The following is a 26414-nucleotide window of genomic DNA, read 5'->3' as shown; positions in this document are numbered from 1 at the left end:
GCCCACCGACAGGGCCGCCCGCCGTCAGGTCGAGGCCAAGAAGTCAGGAGGTCAGGAGGTCCAGAAGTCCCACCAGCGGGTCAGGATCAGCATTCCGATGATCCCGACGTGCAGCACCGGCAGCACCCAGGTGAACTCGTCGAGGAAGCCCTTGAGCCAGCCCGGAGCCGGCAGCATGCCCGCGCGGACGTTGTGCGAGGTGACGTACCAGAACATGAAGATCGTGGCGACCCAGGCCAGGGAGCACCAGAGGCAGAGCGAGTTGATGTTGTAGAGCGACTGGTAGGTGAGCCAGGCGCAGAAGACGACGCCGAAGAGGGTGCCCGCGTTCAGCGTCAGCCAGTACCAGGGGCGGAACCGGGCCCCGGCCAGCAGGCTCATGCCGACGCAGATCACGATGCCGTAGGCGACCAGCCCGAGCATGGGGTTCGGGAAGCCGAAGACTGCGGCCTGGTCGCTCTTCATGATGTTGCCGCAGGAGACGACCGGGTTCAGGCTGCAGCCCGGCGTGAAGTTCGGGTCCTCCAGCAGCTTGAACTTGTCGATCGTGATCACCCAGGCGGCCAGCAGGCCGGCGGCCCCCGTGATCACCAGCAGCAGGGCCAGCGCCCGGCTGCCGCCGACGGTCCCCCGGGCGGTGTCCGCGTCCGTACCTCGTGTCGTCGTCATACCGCCCGCTCCACATCTACAAGGTCAACAAGCACCGGCCATTGTGCCGTACCGGGCTGTGAGTGCAGCGAAAAGAGGTGGGGTCCGCACAGCGGCCCCCACCTCTTCGCACCGGACGACCGCCGGATCAGGCCAGCTTCGCCCGCAGTACCCCGACCACCTCGGCCAGCGCCACCGGAGCCTGCTCGCCGGACTCCATGTCCTTGACCTGGACCACGCCTTCCGCCAGGTCCCGGTCGCCCGCGACGATCGCGAAGCGCGCACCGCTGCGGTTGGCGTCCTTCATGGCGCCCTTGAGGCCCTTGCCGCCGTACGACATGTCCGCGGCCACGCCCGCCTTGCGCAGCTCCGTCACCAGCCCGAACAGCGTCGGCTTGGACGCGCCCAGGGCCACCGCGAAGACCGCCGTGGCCGCCGGGATGTCCAGCTCGATGCCCTCGGCCTCCAGGGCCAGCACCGTACGGTCCACGCCGAGCGCCCAGCCCACGGACGGCAGCGCCGGTCCGCCGATCATCTCGGACAGGCCGTCGTAGCGGCCGCCGCCGCCGACCGCGGACTGCGCGCCGAGACCGTCGTGGACGAACTCGAAGGTGGTGCGGGTGTAGTAGTCCAGCCCGCGCACCAGCTTCTCGTCGTCCTCGAAGGCCACTCCGGCCGCCGTGATCAGCTCGCGGACCTCCTCGTGGTACGCCTTGCACGCGTCGCACAGGTAGTCGCGCAGCACCGGGGCACCGACCAGCTGCTTCTGTACGTCGGTGCGCTTGTCGTCGAGGACGCGCAGCGGGTTGATCTCGGCCCGGCGGACGGTCTCCTCGTCGAGGTCCAGCCCGCGCAGGAAGGACTGCAGCGCCTCCCGGTACACCGGGCGGCACTCCTTGTCGCCCAGCGAGTTCAGCAGGATGCGGAAGTTCGACAGGCCGAGCGTGCGGTAGGCCTGGTCGGCCAGGATGATCAGCTCGGCGTCAAGCGCCGGGTCCTCGGCACCGATCGCCTCGGCACCCACCTGCGAGAAGTGACGGTAGCGGCCCTTCTGCGGGCGCTCGTAGCGGTAGTACGAGCCGGAGTACCAGAGCTTGGCCGGAAGGTTGCCCTGCTTGTGCAGGCTGGCCTCCAGCGCCGCGCGCAGAACGGAGGCGGTGCCCTCCGGGCGCAGGGCGAGGTTGGTGCCGCCCTTCGTGGTGAGGGTGAACATCTCCTTGGTCACGATGTCGGTGGACTCGCCGACACCGCGCGCGAAGAGGTTCACGTCCTCGAAGCCGGGCGTCTCGATGTAGCCGTACCCGGCCTTGCGCAGCGGGAGGGAGATCGCGTCGCGCACCGCGAGGTACTTCGCCGAGAACGGCGGGATCAGGTCGTACGTGCCCTTGGGGGCCTTGAAGGTGCTCACGGAAGTCTCGTCACATTCCTCGTCGTGGAGCGGCTGTCGGGTCCGCTGCCAGGCCGGCGGCGACTTCCCGCAAGTACGGGTTGGTCGCGCGCTCGCGGCCGATGGTGGTCTGGGGACCGTGGCCGGACAGCACCACGGTCGAGTCGTCGAGCGGCAGGCACACGCGGCCCAGCGATTCGAGCATCTCGGCGTGGGAGCCGCCGGGCAGGTCGGTGCGTCCGATGGAGCCGGCGAAGAGCAGGTCGCCCGAGAAGAAGACCGGCGGGACGTCGGCCAGCTCGGGCATCCGGAAGGTCACCGACCCCTTGGTATGCCCCGGTGCGTGCGCCACGGAGAAGTCCATTCCGGCCAATTTCAGCGCGGCGCCGTCGGCCAGTTCGCGGACGTCGTCGGGCTCCCCCACGGTCAGCTCGCCCATGAGCGGCATCCCGATGGAGCGGCCGAGGGCCTTCTCCGGGTCGCTCATCATGTAGCGGTCCTCGGGGTGGATCCAGGCCGGTACGCCGTGTGCTCCGCACACCGGGACCACCGAGGCCACATGATCGATGTGGCCATGGGTCAGCACGACCGCGACGGGCTTGAGCCGATGCTTCTTCAGCGTCTCCTCGACACCCTGAGCGGCTTGGTGGCCCGGGTCGATGATGACGCACTCCTCACCGGCGGCGGGGGCGACCACGTAACAGTTGGTCCCCCAGGCTCCTGCGGGGAACCCGGCAATCAGCACGTTCGTCCTCAATCGTCGTCCGGCGGGAGGCTGCAGGTCGGAATCCTGCTGCTCAGAGCCTACCGGCGCCGCTCATTACACAGCGAACCCATATACGGTACGGCCTATCCCAGCCCGGACAGCAGTACCAGACACGCACAAGGAGACGACCCCGTGGTCACGAGCGATCAGCGGCGGCGACAGCTCGCCAGGGAGAAGTACGAGCGCCAGCAGGCACGCCGGGCCGAGGCCCGCAAGAAGTCGCGCCAGCGTGCGGCGGTGATCGGCGCGGCGGTGGCCGTGGTGGTCGCGACGCTGGTCGGCCTGATCGTGGGCGGTGTCTTCGACAAGGACAAGAAGGACCAGGCCGCGGACCCGGCGGCGAACCCGTCGGCCTCGCCGTCGACGCCCGAGCCCAAGCAGTCCCCCTCGCCGGAGATGGCGATCGACCAGAAGGCGAAGTACACCTTCGCCCTGAAGACGAGCGCGGGCGACATCAACTTCACGATGGACGCGGCGAAGACCCCGCAGACCGTCAACTCGTTCAAGTCGCTCGCCGACAAGAAGTACTTCGACAACACGAAGTGCCACCGGCTGACGGCCGGCGGGATCTTCGTGCTCCAGTGCGGCGACCCCGAGGGCACCGGCATGGGCGGCCCGGGCTACAACATCCCGGACGAGAACCTGGACTCGCTCGGCAAGGCCAACGACCAGGGCAAGGTCGTCTACCCGGCGGGCACGGTGGCGATGGCCAACACGGGTCAGCCCGGCTCGGGCGGCAGCCAGTTCTTCCTGGTCTACAAGGACAGCCCGCTGCCGCCGTCGTACACCCCGTTCGGCAAGATCGACGCGGCCGGCCTGAAGGTCCTGGAGGACATCGCCAAGGCCGGTACGGCCGACGGCGGCCAGGACGGCGCGCCGAAGACCGAGGTCAAGATCGAGAAGGGCACCGTCACCCAGAACTGACGGGATGCGGCAGCCCCGGGCCTTGCCGGCCCGCCGCCCGTACGTCGATATTCCGTCGTGCGGGATGCGGACAGCCGGCCCGGCGGTCGCCTATGTTGGCGTTGTGCAGGGCGGGCGCTGCCCGCCCCAGGAAACTGTGGACGATGCCCAGGGGGTGAACCCCTCGCAGGCATCAGGTGGAGGAGGCGCTGTGAGCAGCGACCCGTGGGGCCGAGTCGACGAGACGGGCACCGTGTACGTGCGTACTTCCGAGGGCGAGCAGGTCGTCGGTTCGTGGCAGGCGGGCACCCCTGAGGAGGCCCTGGCCTATTTCGAGCGCAAGTACGAAGGCCTGGTGGTCGAGATCGGCCTCCTCGAAAAGCGGGTGCGGACCACTGATCTGTCCGCCAAGGACGCGCAGACGGCGATCGACCACCTGCGCACTCAGGTCGACGAGCACCACGCCGTGGGCGACCTCGACGCCCTGCGCGTGCGGCTGGACAAGCTGGTCGAGACGGTGGAGTCGCGGCGCGAGGAGCGCAAGGCCCAGAAGGCGAAGCAGACGGACGAGGCCCGTGCGGCCAAGGACGCGCTGGTCGTCGAGGCCGAGCAGCTCGCGCAGAGCGACCAGTGGCGCAGCGCCGGCGAGCGGCTGCGCGCCCTGGTGGACATCTGGAAGGGGCTGCCGCGCCTGGACCGCAAGTCGGACGACGAGCTGTGGCACCGGTTCTCGCACGCCCGTTCCGCCTTCTCCAAGCGCCGCAAGGCTCACTTCGCCTCGCTGGACGCGCAGCGCGAGGATGCCCGCAAGGTCAAGGAGAGGCTGGTCGCGGAGGCCGAGTCGCTGTCGAAGTCGACCGACTGGGGTCCGACGGCCGCCCGCTACCGCGAGCTGATGGCGGACTGGAAGGCGGCGGGCCGTGCGCAGCGCGAGTCCGAGGACGACCTGTGGAACCGTTTCCGCGGTGCGCAGGACGTGTTCTTCGCGGCGCGCAGCGAGGTGTTCGCGGAGCGCGACGCCGAGCAGACCGAGAACCTGAAGCTGAAGGAGGAGCTGGCCGACGAGGCCGAGAAGCTCGTCCCGATCACGGACCTGAAGGCGGCCCGCGCCGCGTTCCGTTCCCTCAACGAGCGCTGGGAGGCCATCGGCCACGTGCCGCGGGACGCCCGGCCGAAGGTCGAGGGCCGGATGCACACGGTGGAGCGGGCGATCCAGGAGGCCGAGGAGGGCGAGTGGCGTCGTACGAACCCGGAGGCCCGGGCGCGTGCGGCCGGTCTGACGGGTCAGCTCCAGGCGGCGGTCGACAAGCTGCGTGAGCAGATCGACGCGGCGCGCGCCGCCGGCAACAACGCGAAGGCCGACAAGCTGGCCCGCGAGCTGGAGGGCCGCCAGGCCCTGCTGGACCAGGCGCTGAAGGGCCTGGAGGAGTTCGGGGGCTGACGGCCGCCGCAGGACCGCGTGCGGGCGGGCACCACCGGGATTCCGGGGGTGCCCGCCCGTCGCGTTTCACGGGAGTGCCCGGCTGCCGTCCTGGAGCAGGTCCAGCGCGTGTTCGAGGACCTCGCACGCCTCGATGTGGTTGCCGGACTCCTGGAGGAGCGCGGCCAGCCGGCGGCACACCTGGACGGCCTCGGGCCCGTAGAACCGGTGCACCTGGTGGAAGGCCTGCTCCAGCACCTCGATGGCCTCGCGGGTCTGTCCGGTCTCCTCCAGCACGTCGGAGAGTTCGAGCTGGACGGCGAGCAGGTCGCTCTCCCCGTCGGAGGCCCGTTCCTGCAGCGCGAGGCGCAGCACGGGCAGCGCGTCGCCGGTGCGGCCCGCGCCGCGCAGCGTACGGGCGAGGCCGAGCCCCGCGACGACCATGGCGGAGCGGATGTCCGCGGCCAGGACGGGTCCGGCCGGGGTGCCGCGCACGGCGCGCGCCCGGTTGCGTACCAGCCGCAGCCGGCCCATGCCCATCTCCTGGGCGTGCTGCGGGAGCGGGCGGTTCTTGGCGCGCAGCCGGGCCTCCATGGTGCGGCACAGGGTGTCGAGGTCGATCAGTTCGGGTCCGTCGTGGATCCCGTCGCGCAGGACGGTCAGCAGTTCCCCGGTGAAGGCGGTGTGCCGTTCGCCGTAGGGGGCCAGGGCCACGGCGTCGCGCGCGGAGGCGGCGAGGACGTACGCGCCCTCCACGGCGGCGTGGGAGGCCAGGGCGTCCTCGTCCCCCGCCAGGGTGCTGGCGGCCCGCCCGCTGAAGCAGCAGTCGAGGACCACCACCTTGCGCCGGGCCCGGGACTCGCGCAGGGCGGCCCGCAGGTGCTGGAAGGCGACGGCGGTGTAGCCGACGTGCTCGCGGGAGCCCTGGAGCGCCAGGTAGAGGTCGGCGGTCGACGCGTCCCGCATGCCGTGCCCCGCGTAGTAGACGAGGAGCGTGTCGGTGGCCTCCTCCCCCGCCCGGTGGACCGGGTCGAGCAGCTCGGCGGGGTGCTGCGGGTCGAGTACGAGCGTGCAGTGCTGCTCGGGCAGTCCCCAGACCGTCGCGTCGCACAGTTCGGCCGCCAGGTCCTTCACGTTGGCCTCGACGGACGGGAGCACGGCCAGGTGCCGGTAGCCGGCGCTGCCGACGAGGACGGCGCGCGAGGCCGCCGGGTCAGGCAGTCCCGTCATCGTCCCCGTCCCGGTCCGGTTCCCCGCTTCCGTTCTCCAGCGCCGCGACGATGCGGTGCAGGGCCTCGGGGTCGCCGGCCTCGTCCCCCGTGAGCGTGACCTCGTAGGGGCCGCGGCGCACGGTGAGGGCGGGCGGCCGGCGGCGCGACGCCTGCCACTGGAGCACGGCGAACACCAGCGACCCGGTGGACAGGCCGGATCCGACGGCCAGTTGGAGGAGGTCGAAGCCCGGGGACCCCATGGGCGTGCCGAGCGCGGGCACCGGCACCCGGGCCGGTTCGGCGCTCCGGATCCGTCCGCGCACGTCGCGGCGGAGCGCCTCGTCCTCGCTCAGCCAGAGCAGCAGCGACCGCAGTTCGGTCTCCGGGCCCTGCCCCGCCCTGTGCGGGTCCACCCGTAACGCGTACTCACTCATCCTCGGTGTCCCTCCCCTGTCCGTGGTGTGCGCCGACCCGGGCGAACAGCTCCAGCGCCTGCGGTGCGTGACCCTGGCGGGCCAGGCACACGGCCTGCCAGTACTGGCAGGCGAGGGTGGTCGGATGGCCCGGGCCGAGCGTCTCCGCACAGAAGGCGCTGATCCCGCTGAGCAGGTCCACGGCCTCCCGCAAGCGCCCGCGCTGGATCAGTCCGACCGCCTCGCGCTGCCGGGACAGCGCGGTCTTCTCGGTCATGTTGCTGCGCACCAGGCGGCGGGTGCTCTCGCTGAGGGCGACGTGGTCGTCCTCGGGGACCTGGTGCGGACCTGGCCGTACGTCGACCAGGCCCCAGTCGTACTCGGGAACCTCACCAGGAGCGTGATCGTCGAGCGACCATTCGGCCGCCTCGGACGCGTGGTTGTCCAGGGGCACCAGTGGTTCCCCGGAAGCGTGGTCGTCCAGAGGCGCAAGTGGTTCCCCGGAGGCGTGGTCGTCCAGCGGTACGATCCCGCCCAGCGCCCAGGGCCGGATCAGGGCCTCCGCGGCGGCGGCGCTGGAGGTGCGGGCCGTCAGGTCTCGCGCGCTGAGGGCGTCCACCGCGTCCGCGAGCCCGGCGGGAGCCGACGGCCGGCTGTCGCGCAGCGAGGGCATCCCGTCGTGGACGGCCCGGAAGAGCAGCACGTCCAGGTTCTGCACGTCACCGAACGGGGAGGCCCCGGTCAGCATGAAGTGCAGGCAGGCGCCGACCCCGTAGACGTCGGAGGCGGCCTGCGGCGACTGGCCCGTGATGCATTCCGGGGCCATGTACTGGGGGGTGCCGAGCAGGTCGCCGGGGTTGGTGAGGGCGACCTCGTCGGTCAGCCGGGCCAGGCCGAAGTCGTAGAGGACCACCCGGCCGCTCGCGGTGACCCGGATGTTGGCGGGTTTCACGTCGCGGTGGAGCACGCCGCGGGCGTGCGCGGCGCCCAGCCCGGCCAGGGTGTCGGCGGCGATCCGGCAGGCCTCCCCCGCGGGGAGTGCGCCGCCCGCGCGGACCAGGTCGGAGACGTCCGATCCGTCGAGGAACTCCATCACGAGGTAGGGCGTACCCTCGTCGATCCCCACGTCGTGCACGCCGACCACATTGGGATGGGTGATCCGGGCGAGCGCGAGCGCCTCGGCCTCGAAGCGCTCGGCAGCCGTCTCGCTCACCGTTCCGTACGCCGTCAGGACCTTGACCGCGACGCGCCGCCGCAGCCGCGTGTCCTCGGCCTCGAAGACGGTACCCATGCCACCCCGGCCGACCGGGCGGACCGGCTCGAACCGCCGGGCGAGTCCGCGCGGGAAGACAGCGGCCACGTGGTCCCCCCGGGGTGGCATCGGTGCGGCGGTAAGGCCTTGGTCAGGGCCTCCTTGCAGAGGTAACACGGTAGACGTCGTAGACGCCCTCCACACCCCGAACGGCCTTCAGGACGTGGCCGAGGTGCTTGGGGTCGCCCATCTCGAAGGTGAACCGTGAGGTGGCCACCCGGTCACGGGAGGTCTGGACGGCCGCCGAGAGGATGTTGACGTGCTGGTCGGAGAGGACCCGGGTGACGTCCGACAGCAGACGGGACCGGTCCAGCGCCTCGACCTGGATGGCGACGAGGAAGACCGAGGACTGGGTGGGCGCCCACTCGACCTCCAGCATCCGCTCGGGCTGTTGGGAGAGCGAGTCGACGTTGACGCAGTCCGCGCGGTGAACCGATACGCCACTGCCGCGGGTGACGAACCCGATGATCGGGTCGCCCGGCACCGGGGTGCAGCAGCGGGCCAGCTTGACCCACACGTCGTCGACGCCCTTGACGACGACACCCGGGTCGGCGTTGCTGCGCCGCTTGCTGCGGGCGCGGGCGGGCGGGATCGACTCCTCGATGTCCTCGTTGGCGGCTTCCTCCCCGCCGAGGGCCGCCACCAGCTTCTGTACGACGCCTTGCGCGGCCACGTGGCCCTCGCCGATCGCCGCGTACAGGGAGGAGATGTCGGGGTAGCGCATCTCGTGCGCGAGGGTGACGAGCGAGTCGCCGGTGAGGATGCGCTGGATCGGCAGGTTCTGCTTGCGCATGGCCCGCGCGAGGGCGTCCTTGCCGTGCTCGATGGCCTCGTCGCGGCGCTCCTTGGAGAACCAGCCGCGGATCTTGTTGCGGGCCCGCGGGGACTTGACGAAGCCCAGCCAGTCGCGGGACGGGCCCGCGCCCTCGGCCTTGGAGGTGAAGACCTCGACGAGGTCGCCGTTGTCGAGCGTGGATTCCAGCGGCACCAGGCGGCCGTTGACCCTGGCCCCTATCGTCCGGTGGCCGACCTCGGTGTGGACGGCGTACGCGAAGTCCACGGGAGTGGCGCCGGCGGGCAGCGCGATGACGTCGCCCTTGGGGGTGAAGACGAAGACCTCGTTGCGGGAGAGGTCGAAGCGCAGCGAGTCGAGGAACTCGCCCGGGTCCTCGGTCTCCTTCTGCCAGTCCAGCAGCTGGCGCAGCCAGGCCATGTCGTTGACCGTGTCCTGGCCGGCGCTGCCCTTGGCGGCCTGCGGGACGTCGGTGCGGACCTTGGAGGTGCCGGCGACGGTCTGCTGCTTGTACTTCCAGTGCGCGGCGATGCCGTACTCGGCGCGGCGGTGCATGTCGAAGGTGCGGATCTGCAGCTCGACGGGCTTGCCGCTGGGCCCGATGACCGTCGTGTGGAGCGACTGGTACATGTTGAACTTGGGCATCGCGATGTAGTCCTTGAACCGGCCGGGGACCGGGTTCCAGCGCGCGTGCACGGTGCCGAGGGCCGCGTAGCAGTCCCGGACGGTGTCGACGAGGACGCGGATGCCCACCAGGTCGTAGATCTCCGCGAAGTCGCGGCCGCGGACGATCATCTTCTGGTAGACGCTGTAGTAGTGCTTCGGGCGGCCCGTGACGGTGGCCTTGATCCGGGCGGCCCTGAGGTCGACCATCACCTCGTCGGTGACGACGGCGAGGTACTCGTCGCGCTTGGGCGCCCGCTCGGCGACCAGGCGGACGATCTCGTCGTACATCTTCGGGTAGAGGATCGCGAAGGAGAGGTCCTCGAGCTCCCACTTGATCGTGTTCATGCCCAGCCGGTGCGCCAGCGGGGCGTAGATCTCGATCGTCTCCCGGGCCTTCTTCTCCTGCTTCTCCCGCTTGAGGTAGCGCATGGTGCGCATGTTGTGCAGCCGGTCGGCGAGCTTGATGACGAGGACGCGCGGGTCCTTGGCCATCGCCACGACCATCTTGCGGACCGTCTCGGCCTGGGCGGCCTCGCCGAACTTCACCCGGTCCAGCTTGGTGACGCCGTCGACGAGGAGGGCCACGGCGTCGCCGAAGTCGCGGCGCAGGTCCTCCAGGCCGTACTCGGTGTCCTCGACGGTGTCGTGCAGCAGACCGGCCATCAGGGTGGCCGGGTCCATGCCGAGCTCGGCGAGGATGGTGGTCACCGCGAGGGGGTGCGTGATGTACGGGTCGCCGCTCTTGCGCTTCTGGCCGCGGTGCCAGCGCTCGGCGACCTGGTAGGCCTGTTCGAGCTGGCGCAGCGTCGACGTCTCGATCTTCGGGTCGTTGCTGCGGACTATGCGGAGCAGGGGCTCCAGCACCGGGTTGTACGGGTTCGAGCGCTGCACGCCGAGCCGGGCGAGACGGGCGCGCACCCGGTTCGAGGACCCGGCCGACTTCACCGGCGCGGGCTTGACCGGCGGCGCCGGCGGGGCCGGCGGGGGCGTGGCGGCGGCCGCCGCGGCCTGCTCGGCCTGCGGGTCGGGCTGCGGGGCGGAGACTGGCTGGACCTCGTCTGGCAAGAGCGCTCCTCCTGGGGGTCCCCCCGGACGGAGTCTGGGGGCGGATCCGGTGCCCGTGTCCGGTCCGGATAACCCATCGTAGCGAGGGTTGCGCCACCCCGTTCCCCGAGGCTCCGCCCCGACCGGTCAGGGCGCTCCGCGCGGGGTCCGGGGCGGAGCCCCGGCCTACGGCCCGCACGCGAAAGCGGCGGGCACCCGGGATGTCCCGGATACCCGCCGCTCGACGAGCGAAGAGGTCAGACCACGATCAGCGCGTCCAGCGGAGCCCCGTCCAGAGCCGGGCCCAGCTTGGCCCGCCCCGGGAGGAACGACAGTTCCATCAGGACCGCCACGCCGGCGACCTCCGCCCCGGCCCGCCGGATCAGCGAGAGCGAGGCTTCGGCCGTACCACCGGTGGCCAGCACGTCGTCGATGACCATGACCCGGTCACCCGCCGCCAGATCCTCCGCGTGGACCTCGATCTCCGCGGTGCCGTACTCCAGCGCGTACGACTGCGCGAGCGTCGCACCGGGCAGCTTCCCGGCCTTGCGCACCGGCACGAAGCCGATCCCGGCCTGCACGGCCACCGGAGCCGCCAGGATGAACCCCCGCGCCTCCAGTCCGACGATCTTCGTCGCCCCGTACCGCCCGGCCAGCTCCACCAGCGCGTCCGTCAGCGCCGCGAAGGCCTTCGGGTCGGCCAGCAGCGGGGTGATGTCCTTGAACATCACGCCCGGCTTCGGGTAGTCCGGGACGTCCTTGATCCGGCCGAGCAGCAGGGCCCGTACGTCGTCGGACAGCGGCGCGGTCAACGTCGCCGCCCCGGCCGGCCCTGCGCCACGACCTGCGGCTCGTCCTCGGACGCGTAGCCGTCGTCCGGGGACTCGCCCCTGGCCGCCGCGGCCGCCCGCTTCGCGAGCACCCGCTTCTTCAGCGCCTTCATCGCCGGCTCGCGCTCCTTGAGGTCCACGACCAGCGGGGTCGCGATGAAGATCGAGGAGTACGCACCGGCCGCGAGGCCGACGAACAGCGACAGCGAGATGTCGTTCAGCATGCCGGCGCCCAGGAAGCCGCCGCCGATGAAGAGCAGCGCGGCGACCGGGAGGAGCGCGACGACCGTGGTGTTGATCGAGCGGACCAGGGTGCCGTTGATGCTGCGGTTGGCGACCTCGCTGTACGTCCAGCGGGTCTGCTTGGTGATGTCCTTCGAGCCCTCCTTGAGACCGTCGAAGACGACGACGGTGTCGTAGAGGGAGTAACCGAGGATCGTCAGCAGACCGATGACCGTACCGGGCGTGACCTCGAAGCCGACGAGCGCGTACACGCCGACGGTGATGGTGAGGTCGTGGATCAGGGCGATCAGCGCGGCGACCGCCATCCGCCACTCGAAGGCGATGGCCAGGTAGATCACCACGAGGACCATGAAGACCCCGAGGCCGGTCCAGGCCTTGTTCGCGATCTGCTCGCCCCAGCTGGGACCGACCAGGTCGGCGTTGATGTCGGCCTCGGTGACCTTGAGGTCGGTGGCGAGGACCTTCTTGACGTCGGTCGCCGCGTCGGTGTCCAGACCGGAGATCTGGATCCGCAGGCCGCCGGTGCCGAGTTCCTGGACGATCGCGTCGTGGCCCGAGGCCTTCTCCGCGGCCTCCGTCGCCTTGGCGACGGAGACGGCCGTCTTCGGGGTGGTGAAGACGGCACCGCCCTTGAACTCGATGCCCATGTTGAGGCCCTGAACGGCCAGGGCGACGATCGCCGTGATGGTGATCAGGATGGAAACGCCGTACCAGAGAAAGCGCTTGCCGACGAAGTCGTAGCCGACCTCACCGCGGTACAGCTTGGCGCCGAGATCTCCCAGCTTCGACATCTCTCACGCCTCCTTTGCTTCGACGGGGGCGGGGGCGGAACCGGTACGGCGGGACCGGCGCAGCGGGGGCTTGGCACCCAGCCGCTTCGGGTCCAGCCCGGACCACGGGTGACCGCTGGCGAAGAACTTCGTACGCGCCAGCAGCGTCATGACGGGCTTGGTGAAGAGGAACACCACGACCACGTCGAGCAGGGTCGTCAGACCCAGCGTGAAGGCGAAGCCCTGCACCTTGCCGACGGTCACGATGAACAGCACCGCCGCGGCGAGGAACGACACGAAGTCGGAGACCAGGATCGTGCGCCGGGCGCGCGGCCAGGCCCGCTCCACGGCCGGACGCAGGGTGCGGCCCTCGCGGATCTCGTCCCGGATGCGTTCGAAGTACACGATGAACGAGTCCGCCGTGATGCCGATCGCCACGATCGCGCCGCAGACCGCGGGCAGGTTCAGCGCGAAGCCGATGCCCTTCCCGAGGAGCGACATGATCGTGTAGGTCAGGACCGCGGAGACCAGGAGGCTCAGGATGGCGACGAACGCCAGGCCCCGGTAGTACACCAGCAGGTAGATCACCACGAGCAGCAGACCGATGGCTCCGGCGATCAGGCCGGCCCGCAGCTGCTCGCCGCCGAGCGCGGCGGTGACGGTGGTGACGCTGTCCTCCTGGAAGGACAGCGGCAGGGCGCCGTACGAGAGCATGTTGCCCAGGTCCTGGGCGGACTGCTGGTTGAAGCCGCCGGAGATCTGGGCGTTGCCGCCCGTGATCGCGGTGCTGACCGACGGGTCCGAGACGACGGAGCCGTCGAGCACGATCGCGAACTGGTTCTGCGGCATCTGCTTGGCCGCAAGCTCGCCGGTGACCTTGGCGAAGGCGTCGGAGCCGCGGTCGTTGAAGTCCATCGTGACGATCCACTGACCCGTCTGCGGGTCGATGACGCCCTTGGCGCTCTTCACGTCCTTGCCCTCGACCGCTGCCGGGCCGAGCACCCACTTGCCCCACGCGGTGCCGCGCTGGCCGCAGGCGAGCGTCGGGTCGGTGGGCTTGACGCCCTTGCCGACGGCGGCGCGCTGCGCCTCGTCGGTGCAGTCGAGCGCGGCGAACTTGGCCTGCAGGTCGGCGGCGGCCGCCTCGTCACCCGTGGGGGGAGCGGACGCGGACGGCGACGGAGCCTTGGTGTCGTCTGCCTTCTTCGACTCGCTCGCCGAGGGCGAGGGAGTGGGGGCCGTCGGGGCCTTGAGGGCCTCGCTGAGCGCACGGCCCTGGGAAGTGGCGCTGGACGACGGGGTGGCGGAGGGGCTGGCCTTCTTGCCGTCCTCGGCCTTGGGGGCACCGGAACCGCTCGCGGAGGGGTTCGGGCTCGGGCTCTGGGTGCCCTCGGGGGCGGCGGGGGCGCCGTCCGCGAACGCGATGACCGGGCGGAAGTAGAGCTGGGCGGTGGTGCCGACCTGCTCGCGCGCCTGCTGCTCGTTCGTCCCCTTGGGGATGTTCACGATGATGTGGTCGCGGCCCTGGGTCTGGACCTCCGCCTCGGACACGCCGAGACCGTTGACGCGCCGGTCGATGATGCCGACCGCCGTGTTCATGTTGGTCTCGTTGACGGCGTTCTCTTTGCCGGGCTCGCTCTTGGCCTTGAGCGTGATGCTCGTGCCGCCGGCGAGGTCGATGCCCAGCCGGGGAGTCGTCTGCTTCGAGAGGAACATCCCCGCAGTGAGCGCCACCATCGCGATCAGGATGATCGCCAGGGCGCGCCCCGGCCTCCCCTGAGCCCCCGTGGGCCGCCGGCCCTTCTTCGGTGCTGCCACCTTGTCGTTTCTCCCTGTCCAACCGCCCCGCGCCGGGTCAGCGCGCGGACGGCCACGAAATGTGTGGTGGGGACCCCTGCCCCCCGCAGAAGTGTCACTGACGGGGACCGCGACGGCCGCCGGTCCGGCGCCTCCACGGTCCCCCGCCGCGCGCTACTTCGCGCCGGCCTCGCCGTCGGCCTTGCCGTCCTTGGGCTCGTCGTCGCCCTCGGCCGCGTCCTTCTTGCCCAGGTCGGGCTTGGGAGCCTCGTCCTCGCCCTTGTCCTTGGTGAGGTCCGTCTTCGGCTCCTCGGTGAGGGAGGAGGCGTCGTCCGGGACGACCGGCGTGTCGGTCGTCACGTCATCGGTGATGCCGTGGACGATGCGGTTGTACTCCGCGTCCTCGAGAACGGCGCCGATGGCGTTCTTCGCGAAGATCGCGTGGACACCCGGAGCCACCTCGAGGGTGACGGTGTCGTCACCGACCTCCTTCACCGTGGCGTACATGCCGCCGATGGTGCGGACCCCGGTGCCGGGCGTCATGTGGTCGCGCATCTGCGCGGCTGCCTGCTGCTTCTTCTTCGCGGAGCGGGTCATCAGGAACATCGCCCCGATGAGCACGATGAACGGGAGGAGTGTCACGAGATTCACGGGACGGAGATCCTTCGCACGACCGCACGCGGACGGCGGCCTTTTCTACGGGGGGTGGGCATACCGACCCGAAGGGTCGGCATCGGCGGAGTCTAGGCGAGTCCGCACCGATGGAACAACGCCCAGCATGGCACCGCAGTTCCTGAGGGGGCGAACCTCCGCGCCGTCAGGCCCCGAACAAGCCCTGTTGTCCGCCTGATCCACTTCCCCCGTGCTGCGGCGGCACAAGCCCCAGGTGAGCCCATGCGGCGGGCGTCGCGACCCGTCCCCTGGGCGTGCGCGCGAGCAGGCCCTCGCGGACCAGGAACGGCTCCGCGACCTCTTCCACGGTCTCCCGCTCCTCGCCGACCGCCACGGCCAGGGTGGACAGCCCGACGGGGCCACCCCCGAAGAGTTTGAGCAGCGCCTCAAGAACGGCCCGGTCCAGCCGGTCGAGCCCGCGCGCGTCCACCTCGTAGACCTGGAGGGCGGTGCCGGCGACCTCGCGGTTGATCACGCCGTCCGCCCGTACCTGGGCGTAGTCGCGTACGCGGCGCAGCAGGCGGTTGGCGATGCGCGGGGTGCCGCGGGAGCGCCCGGCGATCTCGGCGGCCCCGTCGGTGTCGATCTCGACGTCGAGGAGGCGGGCGGAGCGGTGGATGACGCGCTCCAGCTCCTCGGGGGCGTAGAACTCCATGTGCCCGGTGAAGCCGAAACGGTCCCGCAGCGGAGGCGGCAGCAGTCCGGCCCGGGTGGTGGCGCCGACCAGGGTGAAGGGCGGCAGCTCGAGCGGGATCGCGGTGGCCCCGGGCCCCTTGCCGACGATCACGTCGACGCGGAAGTCCTCCATGGCCATGTAGAGCATCTCCTCGGCGGGCCGGGACATGCGGTGGATCTCGTCGAGGAAGAGGACCTCGCCCTCCTGGAGGGAGGAGAGGATGGCGGCGAGGTCGCCGGCGTGCTGGATGGCGGGGCCGGAGGTGATGCGGATGGGCGCGCCCATCTCGGCCGCGATGATCATCGAGAGGGTGGTCTTGCCGAGGCCGGGCGCGCCGGAGAGCAGGACGTGGTCGGCGGTGGCTCCGCGCTGCCTGGCCGCCTTCAGGACGAGGTCCAGCTGCTGGCGGACCTTCTCCTGGCCGACGAACTCCCCGAGGTCCTTGGGCCGCAGGGCCGCCTCGACGGCGGTGTCCTCCCCGTCGGCCGAGGCCGCGACGAGTCGCTCGCTCTCGTCTGCGTTGGTCTCGTCGTCCCAGTTCACGGTGTCAGTCTGCCTTCTCGGTTCGTACGGTGGTCGGTCGCGTGCGGCGCCGCTGCGGGGGCTCTGCACCCGAACCCCCGCGGGCAGAGCCCGGCGGCACGCTAGCGGGCGCGGTTCAGGGACTGCAGGGCCGCTCGCAGGAGCTGTGGGACCGGCGCCGAACCGCCGGCGGCGATCGCGGCTTCGGCCTGCGGCGTCACCGCCGAGACGGCCTCCTCCGCGTCCCGCGAGGCGTAGCCCAGCCCGATCAGCGCGGCGGACAGCTGCTCCGTCCACGGCGCCGGGCCCGCCGCGACGGCGCGCTGCGCGCCCACCAGCCCGCTCGCGCCCAGCGGTGCGCCCAGCTTGTCCTTGAGCTCCAGCAGCAGCTTCTGCGCGCCCTTCTTGCCGATGCCCGGCACCGCCGTCAGCGCCTTCTCGTCCCCCGTGGAAACGGCCAGCCGGAGCGCGTCCGGGCTGTGCACGCCGAGCATCGCCTGCGCCAGCCTCGGCCCGACCCCGCTCGCGGTCTGCAGGAGCTCGAAGACCTGGCGCTCGTCGTCGTCGGCGAATCCGTACAGGGTGAGCGAGTCCTCCCGTACGACCAGGGAGGTGGCCAGCCGGGCCTGTTCCCCCGTCCGCAGGCCGGCGATGGTGTTCGGCGTGCACTGCACGGCCATGCCCACTCCCCCGACCTCGATCACGGCGAGGGTGGGGGCGAGTGCGGCGACGGGGCCGCTGACGAAGGCGATCATCGGGTACGGCCTTTCGAGCCAGAGGCGTGCAGGGCGACCGCCTGCTGGAGGCGGTTCTGGGCGGGGGCCCGCCAGATGTGGCAGATGGCGAGGGCGAGGGCGTCGGCGGCGTCCGCCGGTTTGGGCGGTGCGGCCAGTCGCAGGAGCCGGGTGACCATCGCGCCGACCTGGGCCTTGTCGGCGCGGCCGCTGCCGGTGACGGCGGCCTTGACCTCGCTGGGGGTGTGCAGGGCGACCGGTATCCCGCGGCGGGCGGCGCACAGCATGGCGACGGCGCTCGCCTGGGCGGTGCCCATCACGGTGCTGACGTTGTGCTGGCTGAACACCCGCTCCACGGCGACGACTTCGGGCTGGTGCGTATCGAGCCATTCCTCGATGCCCTGCTCGATGGCGACGAGCCGGTGGCCCAACTCCGCGTCCGCGGGGGTGCGTACGACCCCCACCCCGAGCATGGTGAGGGGGCGGCCGGCGACGCCCTCGACGACGCCGACACCGCATCGCGTCAGCCCCGGGTCCACACCGAGTACGCGCACCTTCGCCCCCCTCGTCCACTCGTCCGTCCGTGTCGGTGCAGGTTATCGGGCACCACTGACAACGCAGCGGGCCGACGGGGGTGTGTCCCCGTCGGCCCGCTGCTGCACGGTCTGCCGGTCAGGCGTCGACCTTCTCCATGACCTCGTCCGAGACGTCGAAGTTGGCGAAGACGTTCTGCACGTCGTCGCTGTCCTCCAGCGCGTCGATCAGCTTGAAGATCTTGCGCGCGCCCTCTTCGTCCAGCTCGACCTGCATGGTCGGCAGGAAGTTGGAGTCGGCGGAGTCGTAGTCGATGCCCGCCTCCTGGAGGGCGGTGCGGACGGCGACCATGTCGGTGGCCTCGCTGATGATCTCGAAGCTCTCGCCGAGGTCGTTGACCTCTTCGGCGCCGGCCTCGAGCACCGTCTCCAGGACGTCGTCCTCGGAGAGCTCACCCTTGGGCAGGAGGACGACACCCTTGCGGTTGAACAGGTACGAGACCGAGCCCGGGTCGGCCATCGAGCCGCCGTTGCGGGTCATGGCGACGCGGACGTCGGAGGCGGCGCGGTTGCGGTTGTCGGTGAGGCACTCGATGAGCACCGCGACACCGTTCGGACCGTAGCCCTCGTACATGATCGTCTCGTAGTCGGCGCCACCGGCCTCAAGACCACCGCCGCGCTTGACCGCGGAGTCGATGTTCTTGTTCGGGACCGAGCTCTTCTTGGCCTTCTGGATGGCGTCGAAGAGCGTCGGGTTGCCGTCGATGTCCGCGCCGCCCATGCGGGCCGCGACCTCGATGTTCTTGATCAGCTTCGCGAAGAGCTTGCCGCGCTTGGCGTCAACCACGGCCTTCTTGTGCTTCGTCGTAGCCCATTTAGAGTGGCCGGACATCTGCCTGTCTCCTTCGCGTCACCAACAGTGTTCGTCTCCGATCCTACCGGGACCTGATTACAGCCCCGCGCGCACCATGTCGACGAAGTAGGCGTGAACCCGATCGTCTCCGGTCAGCTCGGGGTGGAACGAGGTCGCGAGGACGTTGCCCTGGCGCACGGCGACGGTGTGACCGTCGTACGTGGCGAGCACCTCGGCGGAGGCGCCGACGGACTCGACCCACGGGGCGCGGATGAAGACTCCCTCGACCGGGCCGCTGTCGATGCCCGCGAAGTCGATCTTCGCCTCGAAGGACTCGTTCTGGCGGCCGAAGGCGTTGCGACGGACGATCATGTCGATGCCGCCCAGGGTCTCCTGGTCCTCGCGGCCGTCCAGGAGCTTGTCGGCCAGCATGATCATGCCGGCGCAGGTGCCGTACACGGGCATGCCGGCGGCCACGCGCTCGCGCAGCGGCTCCAGCATGCCGAACAGCACGGCGAGCTTCGACATGGTCGTGGACTCGCCGCCGGGGATCACCAGGGCGTCGACCTCGGCGAGCTCCTCGGGACGCCGGACCGGCCTGGCCACGGCGTCCGCCGCGGCCAGGGCGATCAGGTGCTCCCGTACGTCGCCCTGGAGAGCCAGGACACCGATCACGGGGGTGTTCGTCATGTCGGTACTACCAGCCGCGGTTGGCGTAGCGCTCGGCCTCGGGGAGGGTGTCGCAGTTGATGCCGACCATGGCCTCGCCCAGGTTGCGGGAGGCGTCCGCGATGATCTTCGGGTCGTCGTAGAAGGTGGTGGCCTTCACGATGGCGGCGGCGCGCTTGGCCGGGTCGCCCGACTTGAAGATGCCGGAGCCGACGAAGACGCCCTCGGCGCCGAGCTGGCGCATCAGCGCGGCGTCGGCGGGGGTGGCGACGCCACCGGCGGAGAACAGCACGACCGGGAGCTTGCCGAGCTCGGCGACTTCCTTGACCAGCTCGTACGGCGCGCGCAGCTCCTTGGCGGCGGCGAACAGCTCGTTGTTGTCGTAGCCGCGCAGGCGGGCGATCTCGTTCTTGATCTGGCGCAGGTGGCGGACGGCCTCGACGACGTTGCCGGTGCCGGCCTCGCCCTTCGAGCGGATCATGGCCGCGCCCTCGGCGATGCGGCGCAGGGCCTCGCCCAGGTTGGTGGCACCGCAGACGAAGGGGGTGGTGAACGCCCACTTGTCGGAGTGGTTGACCTCGTCGGCCGGGGTCAGGACCTCGGACTCGTCGATGTAGTCGACGCCGAGGGACTGCAGGACCTGGGCCTCGACGAAGTGGCCGATGCGGGACTTGGCCATGACCGGGATGGAGACGGCCTCGATGATCTCTTCGATCATGTTGGGGTCGGACATGCGGGCGACCCCGCCGTCCTTGCGGATGTCGGCCGGGACCCGCTCCAGGGCCATGACGGCCACGGCGCCCGCGTCCTCGGCGATCTTCGCCTGCTCGGCGTTGACCACGTCCATGATCACGCCGCCCTTCAGCTGCTCGGCCATGCCGCGCTTGACGCGCGAGGTGCCGATCGCCGACTCGGCGGACTGGGGGGAGGTGGGAAGCGTGCTCACGGATGACCTCACTCGAAGGGAACTCGAAAGGAAGACGGGTACTACCTGACCGAGGAAACCCCACGGGTCAGTCCACTACAAGGGCCAATGTGGAGCCTGTGGCTCCTTCATTTGTCCCTCGCGGCCCTAGGTGGGCCGATCGGCAAGATCCACCGGTGGCTCGTCGTCCATTTCGAAGGCCAGCGGGAACGGTGCGTGCCCGGCCAGTCTGAACCAGCGGACCTTGCGATGGCGACGCAGCGCGCGGGCGGCCCGTACGGCGTCGTTGTGGAACCGGCGGGCCATGGGCACCCGGCGGACGGCCGCCGCCAGCTCCTCCGTGGCCTGCACCCCGCCGGGCGCCGCCTTGAGCACCTCGACCTGGTCGGCGTCGGCGAAGACCGCCCGGAGCGCCTGGCTGAGCTCGCTCTCGGCGACCTCGCGGTGCTCCTCCTCGGCCTGCCGGGCGGCGTGCGCGGCCTCGTACAGCACGAGCGAGGAGGCGGGATCCAGCACTCCGGAGGTGGCCACCTCCAGCACCACCGAGGCCCGCCGTACGAGCTGCGCGTCGAGCGCGGCCCGCGCGGCGTCCATCCGCGAGTGCAGCCGGTCGAGCCGGCCGGCGGTCCAGCTGAGGTAGACCCCGACGACTCCGAGAGCCAGGGCGATCCAGACAAGGGTTTCGATCACGCTGCGCGACCCTACAGCTCCGTGAGGCTCCGGCCCCCATCGGCCCTCGCCCCCGTCCGGACCTCTCCCTTAGGCTGCATGATCCACATCGTTCGGGGGGATCATGAACCACACGCGCTACCGCAGACCGGCGGCCCTTCTGCTGCTGACCCTGGGGATCGTTTGCGCCGCCGCGGTGGTGGCCTGGGTCGCATCGGGCGACGAGGGCGGCCTGGTCCTGCTGACCGAGCTCTACGCCCACATCGTCCCGCTGGGGTGGCTCGCCTTGGCCGCGCTGACCGGGGCAGCCCTGCTGGGGCTCGCGAGGTCCGCGCTGCGCCTGCCCCTGGTCACCGCGCTGCTCGTCGTCGGCGTCCCGCTGATGCTTCTCGCCGGCTTCGTCTCGGTGACGTTCGGCAGGCCGAGCGCGCAGGAGAAGACCGAGCCGGCTCCCGGCCGCGGCGACCGCCGGTTGGTCGTGGAGAGGGACAGCACCCTCCTCGACCCCGTCTGGCACGTCTACGTCCAGCAGGGGAGGCGGCCCGTCGAACGCCGCTGGAGCGTCGGCTTCTTCGACGGCGACTCCGACGCCAACGCACTCCGCGAGACCGTGTGGACCTCCCCCGACCGGATTCGCATGACCACGAGGGAGGGCGCGGTCCACGAAGTGACCATCGCCCCCGGCGGCCGGGTGGGTCAGGCCGAGGTGTCGCGGGAGAAGCCCAGGCGGGTGCGGAGGCTGGTGCTGCGGTCGTCCTCGGCCACCGCCGCCGCGCCGTCCGTGACCGTCTCGTAGACCGCCAGGATGTCCGCCCCGACCGTGGACCAGTCGAAGCGGCGGACGTGCGCCGAGCCGCTGGCGCTGAGCCTCGCCCGGCGGGCCGGGTCGCGCAGGAGGGTGATCGCCGCCGTCGCCAGGGCGTCGGCGTTCTCGTTGGCGAAGAGGTCTCCCGCCCCGCCCTGGTCCAGGACCTGCGCGAAGGCGTCCAGGTCCGATGCCAGGACCGCGGCGCCCGCCGACAGGGCCTCGACCAGGATGATGCCGAAGCTCTCGCCGCCGGTGTTCGGGGCGACGTACACGTCCACGCTGCGCAGCAGCCGTGCCTTGTCCTCGTCCGAGACCATGCCGAGGAACTCGACCCGCCGGCGCAGGTCCGCGGGCAGCGAGGCCACCGCCTCCTCCTCGTCGCCGCGGCCCGCGACCAGCAGCCGTACGTCCGGGCAGGCCTCCACGATCTTCGGGAAGGCCTCCATCAGCACCGGCAGGCCCTTGCGCGGCTCGTCGATCCGGCCGATGAAGCCCAGGGTCTGCCCGGACCAGTCGGGGTTCGGATCGGCCCTGGCGAAGAAGTCCACGTCGACCCCGTTGGGGATGACGACCGCGTCGCCGCCGAGGTGCTCCACCAGCGTGCGCCGCGCGTACTCGCTCACCGCGATCCGCGCGCTGATCTTCTCCAGGGCCGGCTGGAGGATCGGGTACGCCGCGATCATGGCGCGCGAGCGCGGGTTCGAGGTGTGGAAGGTGGCCACGATCGGGCCCTGCGCGGCCCAGCAGGACAGCAGCCCCAGCGAGGGCGAGGCCGGCTCGTGGATGTGGATCACGTCGAAGGTGCCGTCGTGGAGCCAGCGCCGTACCCGCGCGGCGGAGAGGAACCCGAAGTTGAGGCGGGCCACCGACCCGTTGTAGGGCACCGGTACCGCCCGTCCCGCCGAGACCACGTAGGGCGGCAGCGGGGTCTCGTCGTCCGCCGGGGCCAGGACCGACACCTCGTGGCCGAGACGGATCAGGTGCTCGGCCAGATCCCGGATGTGGAACTGGACGCCGCCCGGCACGTCCCACGAGTAGGGGCACACGATGCCGATCTTCACTACGCGCGCTCCTCCAGGTCGTCCAGCCACAGTCGCTGCAGCATGTGCCAGTCCTCCGGGTGCTCGGCGATCCCCCAGGCGAAGGCGTCCGCCAACGCCTGCGTCATGACGGCGGTCTTCTCGGTCCGCGTGCCGTTCTTCGGCACCTCCACCTCGGGGTGGATGCGGCCGTACAGCTTCGGCGTGTCCCCGTAGTGCAGGGTGGCCGGGAGCAGGACCGCACCGGTCTGCTGGGCCAGCAGCGCCGGCCCGGCCGGCATCCGCGCCTTCGAGCCGAAGAAGTCCACCTCGACCCCGGAGGCCGACAGGTCCCGGTCCGCGACCAGGCAGACCATGCCGCCGGAGCGGAGCCGGCGGGCGAGCGTGCCGAAGGCGGCGCCGCCGCTGTGCGGCAGGACCTCCATGCCCAGGCTCTCCCGGTAGGCCACGAAGCGGTCGTAGAGCGTCTCGGGCTTGAGCCGCTCGGCGACCGTGGTGAACGGGGCCCCGATGTGGCCGATGGCCCAGGCACCGGCGAGGTCCCAGTTGGCGAGGTGCGGCAGCGCGACGACGACCCCGCGCCCGGAGGCGAGGGCGTCGCGCAGCAGGTGCTCGTCCTGGAACTCGACGTCCGTGCCGAACCGCTCCGGGTCCATGGTCGGCAGCCGGAAGGACTCCATCCAGTACCGCATGTACGAGCGCATGCCCGCCTTTGACAGCTCGCGCAGCCGCTCCGGCCCGGCGTCGGGCACCACCCGGGCCAGATTCGACTCCAGCCGCAGCACGCTCTTGCCGCGCCGCTTCCACGCGAAGTCCGCGATCCGCCGGCCCAGGGCCACCGCGGCCGGTTCGGGCAGCTTCTTGACTCCGGCCCAGCCGAGCCCGTACAGCCCGCTGACCAGCTTGTCCTGCGCGCTGCCCATCAGGCCGCGCCGCCGTCGGCGGCGGCAGCCTCGGCGTCGGCCTCGGCCGACTCGCGGCGTACGGTGACCACCCGCTGGATCAGCGTGACGAGCGAGCCCACGGCCACGATCCACAGCGCGATCGGCAGCAGCACGCCGATCCAGGACGGCACGCCGAAGGTCTGCAGCCCCGAGAGGCCGGCCGCGACGAGCGAGATGACCAGGCGCTCGGCCCGCTCGATGAGCCCGTTGACGGCCACCGGCAGCCCGATCGACTCGCCGCGCGCCTTGGTGTACGAGACGACCTGTCCGCTGGCCAGGCAGAAGATCGCCACCGCGCAGAGGGCGTTGTCGTTCCCGGATCCCGCGTACCAGAGCGCGAGACCGCCGAAGATCGCCGCGTCCGCCACCCGGTCGAGGGTGGAGTCGAGGAAGGCTCCCCAGCGGCTGGAGATGCCGGCCTGGCGGGCCATGTTCCCGTCCACCAGGTCGGAGAAGACGAAGAGGGTGATGGTGATCGTGCCCCAGAAGAACTCGCCCCGGGGGAAGAAGAACAGCGCTCCCGCCACCACTCCGGCCGTGCCGATCAGGGTGACCGCGTCCGGGCTCACCCCCCGCCGGAGCAGAAAAGCGGCGAATGGCGTGAGAACACGCGTGAAGAATGCACGCGCGTACTTGTTCAGCATGGCCTTCCCGGAGGGTCGCTGGGCCGCACGGCCACCACGGCCACCGGCTGGCCCATCGTAGCCAGCACGCCGCCGCCCGGACGCCGCGCACCCACCGGTTCGTGCCGCGTAAGACGTGCTTCACGTCACGGACCGCCTCCGGTGGGCCCTCGGGTACGTGCCCGGTACGACGTATGGACGCGGTGTGACACCAGTGCAAAGCTCGAAGAACCCCGTGTTCCTCATCCGAGGAGCCGCGCAAGGAAGCGATCAAGGAACCCATCCTCCTCACCGTCACCACCGGGAGGCACGAGCACCATGGGAGCCACATCACACCAAGCCGGAGCCGCCGGCAGGGCACTGACGGCCGACCGCCCCTCCTCCATCCGGAATGTCGTGCTGGTCGGCCACAGCGGATCCGGCAAGACCACGCTGGTCGAAGCCCTCGCCCTGACCGCCGGAGCGGTCAACCGGGCCGGCCGTGTCGAGGACGGCGCCACCGTCTCCGACTACGACGAGATCGAGCACCGCCGCCAGCGCTCCGTCCAGCTCTCCCTCGTCCCCGTCGAATGGGGCGGGATCAAGATCAACATTTTGGACACCCCCGGATACGCCGACTTCGTCGGGGAACTCAGGGCCGGTCTGCGCGCCGCGGACGCGGCCCTTTTCGTCGTCTCGGCCTCGGACGGCGTCGACGGGGCCACCCGCATGGTCTGGGACGAGTGCGAGGCCGTCGGCATGCCCCGCGCCATCGTCGTGACCCACCTGGAGGCCGCCCGCTCCGACTACGCGCAGATGGCCACCGTCTGCGGCGAGATCTTCGGCGCCGAGGACCCCGACGCGGTCATCCCCCTCTACCTCCCCCTGCACGGCCCGGCCGGCCCCGACGGGCACGCCCCGGTCACCGGCCTGCTCGGCCTGCTCTCCCAGCGCGTCTACGAGTACTCCTCCGGCGAGCGCGTGGAGCGCGACCCGGACCCCGCCGAGCTCGCGCTCATCGCCGACGCCCGCTCCCGCCTCATCGAGGGGATCATCGCCGAGAGCGAGGACGAGGGCCTCATGGACCGCTACCTCGGCGGCGAGGACATCGACGTCAAGACCCTCGTGGACGACCTGGAGCGGGCCGTCGCCCGCGGCACCTTCCACCCCGTCCTGATGGCCGCGCCCGCCACCGACGGCGCCCGCCAGGGGCTCGGCACGGTGGAACTCCTCGAACTGGTCACCGGCGGCTTCCCCACCCCCCTGGAACGCGCCGCCGTCACCGTCACCCGCCCCGACGGCTCCGCCCGCCCCGACGTCACCTGCGATCCCGCCGGCCCCCTCGTCGCCGAGGTCGTCAAGACCTCCTCCGACCCCTACGTCGGCCGCGTCTCCCTCGTCCGCGTCTTCTCCGGCACCCTGAAGGCCGAGGACACCGTCCACGTCAGCGGGCACGGGCTCGCCGACCGGGGCCACGAGGACCACGACGTCGACGAGCGGATCGGCACCCTCACCGGCCCCTTCGGCAAACAGCAGCGCGCCCTCACCCGGTGCATCGCCGGCGACCTGGCCTGCGTGGCCAAACTCACCCGCGCGGAGACCGGCGACACGCTCTCCGCCAAGGACGATCCGCTCCTCATGGAGCCCTGGACCATGCCCGACCCGCTGCTCCCCCTCGCCATCGAGGCCCACAGCAAGGCCGACGAGGACAAGCTCTCCCAGGGCCTGGCCCGGCTCGTCGCCGAGGACCCCACCATGAGGCTGGAGCAGAACCCGCACACCCACCAGGTCGTCCTGTGGTGCCTCGGCGAGGCCCACCAGAACGTGGCCCTGGAACGGCTGCGCACCCGCTACGGGGTCCAGGTCGATCCCGTTCCGCACAAGGTGAGCCTGCGCGAGACCTTCGCCGCCAAGGCCGCCGGCCGCGGCCGGCACGTCAAGCAGTCCGGCGGCCACGGTCAGTTCGCCATCTGCGAGATCGAGGTGGAGCCGCTCCCGCCGGGCAGCGGCATCGAGTTCGTCGACAAGGTCGTCGGCGGCGCCGTGCCCCGCCAGTTCATCCCGTCCGTGGAGAAGGGCGTACGCGGTCAGGCCGCCCGCGGGGTCGCGGCCGGCTACCCGCTGGTCGACGTGCGCATCACCCTCCTGGACGGCAAGGCCCACTCGGTGGACTCCTCCGACGCCGCCTTCCAGACGGCCGGCGCCCTCGCGCTGCGCGAGGCCGCCGCCGAGGCCCGCATCGACCTCCTCGAACCGGTCGCCGAGCTCGCCGTCCTCGTCCCCGACGAGTACGTGGGCCCGGTCATGAGCGATCTCGCCGGCCGCCGCGGCCGCGTCGTCGGCACCGACCAGGCCGGGCCCGGGCGCACCCGGGTCCGCGCCGAGATCCCCGAGATCGAGATCGGCCGCTACGCCGTGGAGCTGCGCTCCGTCTCGCACGGCACGGGACGCTTTGCCCGGGCCTATGCCCGGCACGAGCCCATGCCACCTCAGATTGCGGACAAGGTGCGCGAACAGACGGAGAAGGGAAGCTAGTTGACATAGCGTCGGGAAGGGCCGCCCAC

Annotated in this window: 25 protein-coding genes; 4 read left to right on the top strand and 21 right to left on the bottom strand. The window is 71.2% G+C overall.

From position 1 onward, the window contains the following. Positions 1-51 precede the first annotated feature (51 nt). From RIU97_RS32290 to RIU97_RS32280, 3 genes are all read right to left on the bottom strand, one after another. Positions 52-669 carry a vitamin K epoxide reductase family protein gene (locus RIU97_RS32290; protein ID WP_404961064.1) on the bottom strand — a complete coding sequence of 206 codons (618 nt, stop codon included), beginning with the start codon at positions 667-669 and terminating at the stop codon, positions 52-54. Between the two features lie 127 nt (positions 670-796). After that, entirely contained in the window at positions 797-2056 is a 1260-nt protein-coding gene (gene hisS, locus RIU97_RS32285) for a histidine--tRNA ligase (RefSeq protein WP_404961063.1), read from the bottom strand. Positions 2057-2066: 10 nt separating this feature from the next. Further along, positions 2067-2780 (bottom strand): MBL fold metallo-hydrolase, encoded by a 714-nt coding sequence (locus RIU97_RS32280; RefSeq protein ID WP_404961062.1) that lies wholly within the window; start codon positions 2778-2780, stop codon positions 2067-2069. A gap of 153 nt (positions 2781-2933) precedes the next feature. Between RIU97_RS32280 and RIU97_RS32275 the strand changes: the two genes are divergently transcribed. Both RIU97_RS32275 and RIU97_RS32270 read left to right on the top strand, forming a co-directional pair. Continuing rightward, positions 2934-3725, top strand: coding sequence for a peptidylprolyl isomerase (locus tag RIU97_RS32275; RefSeq protein WP_404961061.1), 792 nt, complete (start codon positions 2934-2936; stop codon positions 3723-3725). 190 nt (positions 3726-3915) lie between these two features. After that, complete coding sequence (locus RIU97_RS32270) at positions 3916-5145, top strand: DUF349 domain-containing protein (protein ID WP_404961060.1); 1230 nt, start codon at positions 3916-3918, stop codon at positions 5143-5145. A 66-nt stretch (positions 5146-5211) separates the two neighbouring features. Here the strand turns inward: RIU97_RS32270 and RIU97_RS32265 are convergent, their stop codons facing one another. From RIU97_RS32265 to RIU97_RS32195, 15 genes are all read right to left on the bottom strand, one after another. Next, the gene (locus RIU97_RS32265) at positions 5212-6354 is read right to left on the bottom strand and encodes a caspase family protein (protein ID WP_404961059.1); all 1143 of its coding nucleotides are present in this window, start codon (positions 6352-6354) and stop codon (positions 5212-5214) included. Then, a complete protein-coding gene (locus RIU97_RS32260; protein ID WP_404961058.1) occupies positions 6338-6769 on the bottom strand; it encodes a hypothetical protein in 432 nt (143 codons plus the stop codon). Before RIU97_RS32260 ends, RIU97_RS32265 begins: the two co-directional genes overlap by 17 nt. Beyond that, positions 6762-8108 carry a protein kinase domain-containing protein gene (locus RIU97_RS32255; RefSeq protein WP_404961057.1) on the bottom strand — a complete coding sequence of 449 codons (1347 nt, stop codon included), beginning with the start codon at positions 8106-8108 and terminating at the stop codon, positions 6762-6764. Before RIU97_RS32255 ends, RIU97_RS32260 begins: the two co-directional genes overlap by 8 nt. 43 nt (positions 8109-8151) lie before the next feature. Continuing rightward, complete coding sequence (locus RIU97_RS32250) at positions 8152-10464, bottom strand: RelA/SpoT family protein (RefSeq protein ID WP_404963027.1); 2313 nt, start codon at positions 10462-10464, stop codon at positions 8152-8154. A 356-nt stretch (positions 10465-10820) separates the two neighbouring features. Further along, positions 10821-11375, bottom strand: a complete 555-nt coding sequence (locus RIU97_RS32245; protein ID WP_404961056.1) for an adenine phosphoribosyltransferase — start codon at positions 11373-11375, stop codon at positions 10821-10823. After that, positions 11372-12427: a protein translocase subunit SecF gene (secF, locus tag RIU97_RS32240; RefSeq protein ID WP_404961055.1), complete on the bottom strand. Its 1056-nt coding sequence runs from the start codon at positions 12425-12427 to the stop codon at positions 11372-11374. Before secF ends, RIU97_RS32245 begins: the two co-directional genes overlap by 4 nt. A 3-nt stretch (positions 12428-12430) precedes the next feature. Continuing rightward, entirely contained in the window at positions 12431-14224 is a 1794-nt protein-coding gene (secD, locus tag RIU97_RS32235) for a protein translocase subunit SecD (protein ID WP_404961054.1), read from the bottom strand. A 153-nt stretch (positions 14225-14377) separates the two neighbouring features. Further along, entirely contained in the window at positions 14378-14854 is a 477-nt protein-coding gene (gene yajC, locus RIU97_RS32230) for a preprotein translocase subunit YajC (protein ID WP_404961053.1), read from the bottom strand. A gap of 166 nt (positions 14855-15020) precedes the next feature. After that, positions 15021-16094 carry a Holliday junction branch migration DNA helicase RuvB gene (ruvB, locus tag RIU97_RS32225; RefSeq protein ID WP_404961052.1) on the bottom strand — a complete coding sequence of 358 codons (1074 nt, stop codon included), beginning with the start codon at positions 16092-16094 and terminating at the stop codon, positions 15021-15023. Positions 16095-16195: 101 nt separating this feature from the next. Continuing rightward, complete coding sequence (gene ruvA, locus RIU97_RS32220) at positions 16196-16828, bottom strand: Holliday junction branch migration protein RuvA (protein WP_404961051.1); 633 nt, start codon at positions 16826-16828, stop codon at positions 16196-16198. After that, the gene (gene ruvC / locus RIU97_RS32215) at positions 16825-17361 is read right to left on the bottom strand and encodes a crossover junction endodeoxyribonuclease RuvC (RefSeq protein WP_361767727.1); all 537 of its coding nucleotides are present in this window, start codon (positions 17359-17361) and stop codon (positions 16825-16827) included. Before ruvC ends, ruvA begins: the two co-directional genes overlap by 4 nt. Positions 17362-17479: 118 nt before the next feature. Continuing rightward, positions 17480-18232 carry a YebC/PmpR family DNA-binding transcriptional regulator gene (locus RIU97_RS32210; protein WP_008740481.1) on the bottom strand — a complete coding sequence of 251 codons (753 nt, stop codon included), beginning with the start codon at positions 18230-18232 and terminating at the stop codon, positions 17480-17482. Between the two features lie 57 nt (positions 18233-18289). Beyond that, positions 18290-18883, bottom strand: coding sequence for a pyridoxal 5'-phosphate synthase glutaminase subunit PdxT (gene pdxT / locus RIU97_RS32205; RefSeq protein WP_404961050.1), 594 nt, complete (start codon positions 18881-18883; stop codon positions 18290-18292). Positions 18884-18890: 7 nt separating this feature from the next. Continuing rightward, positions 18891-19808 (bottom strand): pyridoxal 5'-phosphate synthase lyase subunit PdxS, encoded by a 918-nt coding sequence (pdxS, locus tag RIU97_RS32200; protein WP_030706266.1) that lies wholly within the window; start codon positions 19806-19808, stop codon positions 18891-18893. A 126-nt stretch (positions 19809-19934) separates the two neighbouring features. Beyond that, complete coding sequence (locus RIU97_RS32195) at positions 19935-20477, bottom strand: hypothetical protein (protein ID WP_404961049.1); 543 nt, start codon at positions 20475-20477, stop codon at positions 19935-19937. 103 nt (positions 20478-20580) lie between these two features. Between RIU97_RS32195 and RIU97_RS32190 the strand changes: the two genes are divergently transcribed. Next, positions 20581-21252 carry a hypothetical protein gene (locus RIU97_RS32190; protein WP_404961048.1) on the top strand — a complete coding sequence of 224 codons (672 nt, stop codon included), beginning with the start codon at positions 20581-20583 and terminating at the stop codon, positions 21250-21252. Here the strand turns inward: RIU97_RS32190 and RIU97_RS32185 are convergent. From RIU97_RS32185 to pgsA, 3 genes are read right to left on the bottom strand one after another with little or no spacing between them, the layout of a single operon-like run. Beyond that, positions 21153-22325, bottom strand: coding sequence for a glycosyltransferase family 4 protein (locus RIU97_RS32185; RefSeq protein WP_404961047.1), 1173 nt, complete (start codon positions 22323-22325; stop codon positions 21153-21155). The two genes, RIU97_RS32190 and RIU97_RS32185, sit on opposite strands and share 100 nt — an antisense overlap. Beyond that, on the bottom strand, positions 22325-23227 hold the full coding sequence (locus RIU97_RS32180) for a phosphatidylinositol mannoside acyltransferase (RefSeq protein ID WP_404961046.1): 903 nt from the start codon (positions 23225-23227) through the stop codon (positions 22325-22327). The genes RIU97_RS32185 and RIU97_RS32180 overlap by 1 nt, the downstream gene beginning before the upstream one ends. After that, positions 23227-23892, bottom strand: coding sequence for a phosphatidylinositol phosphate synthase (gene pgsA, locus RIU97_RS32175; protein WP_401609331.1), 666 nt, complete (start codon positions 23890-23892; stop codon positions 23227-23229). Before pgsA ends, RIU97_RS32180 begins: the two co-directional genes overlap by 1 nt. A gap of 297 nt (positions 23893-24189) precedes the next feature. On the opposite strand from pgsA, the gene RIU97_RS32170 reads away from it, so the two are divergent. Continuing rightward, positions 24190-26385, top strand: a complete 2196-nt coding sequence (locus RIU97_RS32170) for an elongation factor G-like protein EF-G2 (protein WP_404961045.1) — start codon at positions 24190-24192, stop codon at positions 26383-26385. The last annotated feature ends 29 nt before the right edge of the window (positions 26386-26414 follow it).

The sequence above is a fragment of the Streptomyces sp. 147326 genome (assembly GCF_045000215.1).
Taxonomy (GTDB): Bacteria; Actinomycetota; Actinomycetes; order Streptomycetales; family Streptomycetaceae; genus Streptomyces.
This window is presented reverse-complemented; position numbering and strand designations above follow the sequence as displayed.

Bases quoted from the DNA above. Each gene is read 5' to 3' on its own strand.
- RIU97_RS32290 (WP_404961064.1), bottom strand. From the start codon at position 669: ATGACGACGACACGAGGTACGGACGCGGACACCGCCCGGGGGACCGTC.
- RIU97_RS32265 (WP_404961059.1), bottom strand. From the start codon at position 6,354: ATGACGGGACTGCCTGACCCGGCGGCCTCGCGCGCCGTCCTCGTCGGC.
- RIU97_RS32260 (WP_404961058.1), bottom strand. From the start codon at position 6,769: ATGAGTGAGTACGCGTTACGGGTGGACCCGCACAGGGCGGGGCAGGGC.
- secF (WP_404961055.1), bottom strand. From the start codon at position 12,427: ATGTCGAAGCTGGGAGATCTCGGCGCCAAGCTGTACCGCGGTGAGGTC.
- ruvA (WP_404961051.1), bottom strand. From the start codon at position 16,828: ATGATCGCCTTCGTCAGCGGCCCCGTCGCCGCACTCGCCCCCACCCTC.
- RIU97_RS32210 (WP_008740481.1), bottom strand. From the start codon at position 18,232: ATGTCCGGCCACTCTAAATGGGCTACGACGAAGCACAAGAAGGCCGTG.
- pdxT (WP_404961050.1), bottom strand. From the start codon at position 18,883: ATGACGAACACCCCCGTGATCGGTGTCCTGGCTCTCCAGGGCGACGTA.
- RIU97_RS32190 (WP_404961048.1), top strand. From the start codon at position 20,581: ATGAACCACACGCGCTACCGCAGACCGGCGGCCCTTCTGCTGCTGACC.
- RIU97_RS32180 (WP_404961046.1), bottom strand. From the start codon at position 23,227: ATGGGCAGCGCGCAGGACAAGCTGGTCAGCGGGCTGTACGGGCTCGGC.
- pgsA (WP_401609331.1), bottom strand. From the start codon at position 23,892: ATGCTGAACAAGTACGCGCGTGCATTCTTCACGCGTGTTCTCACGCCA.
- RIU97_RS32170 (WP_404961045.1), top strand. From the start codon at position 24,190: ATGGGAGCCACATCACACCAAGCCGGAGCCGCCGGCAGGGCACTGACG.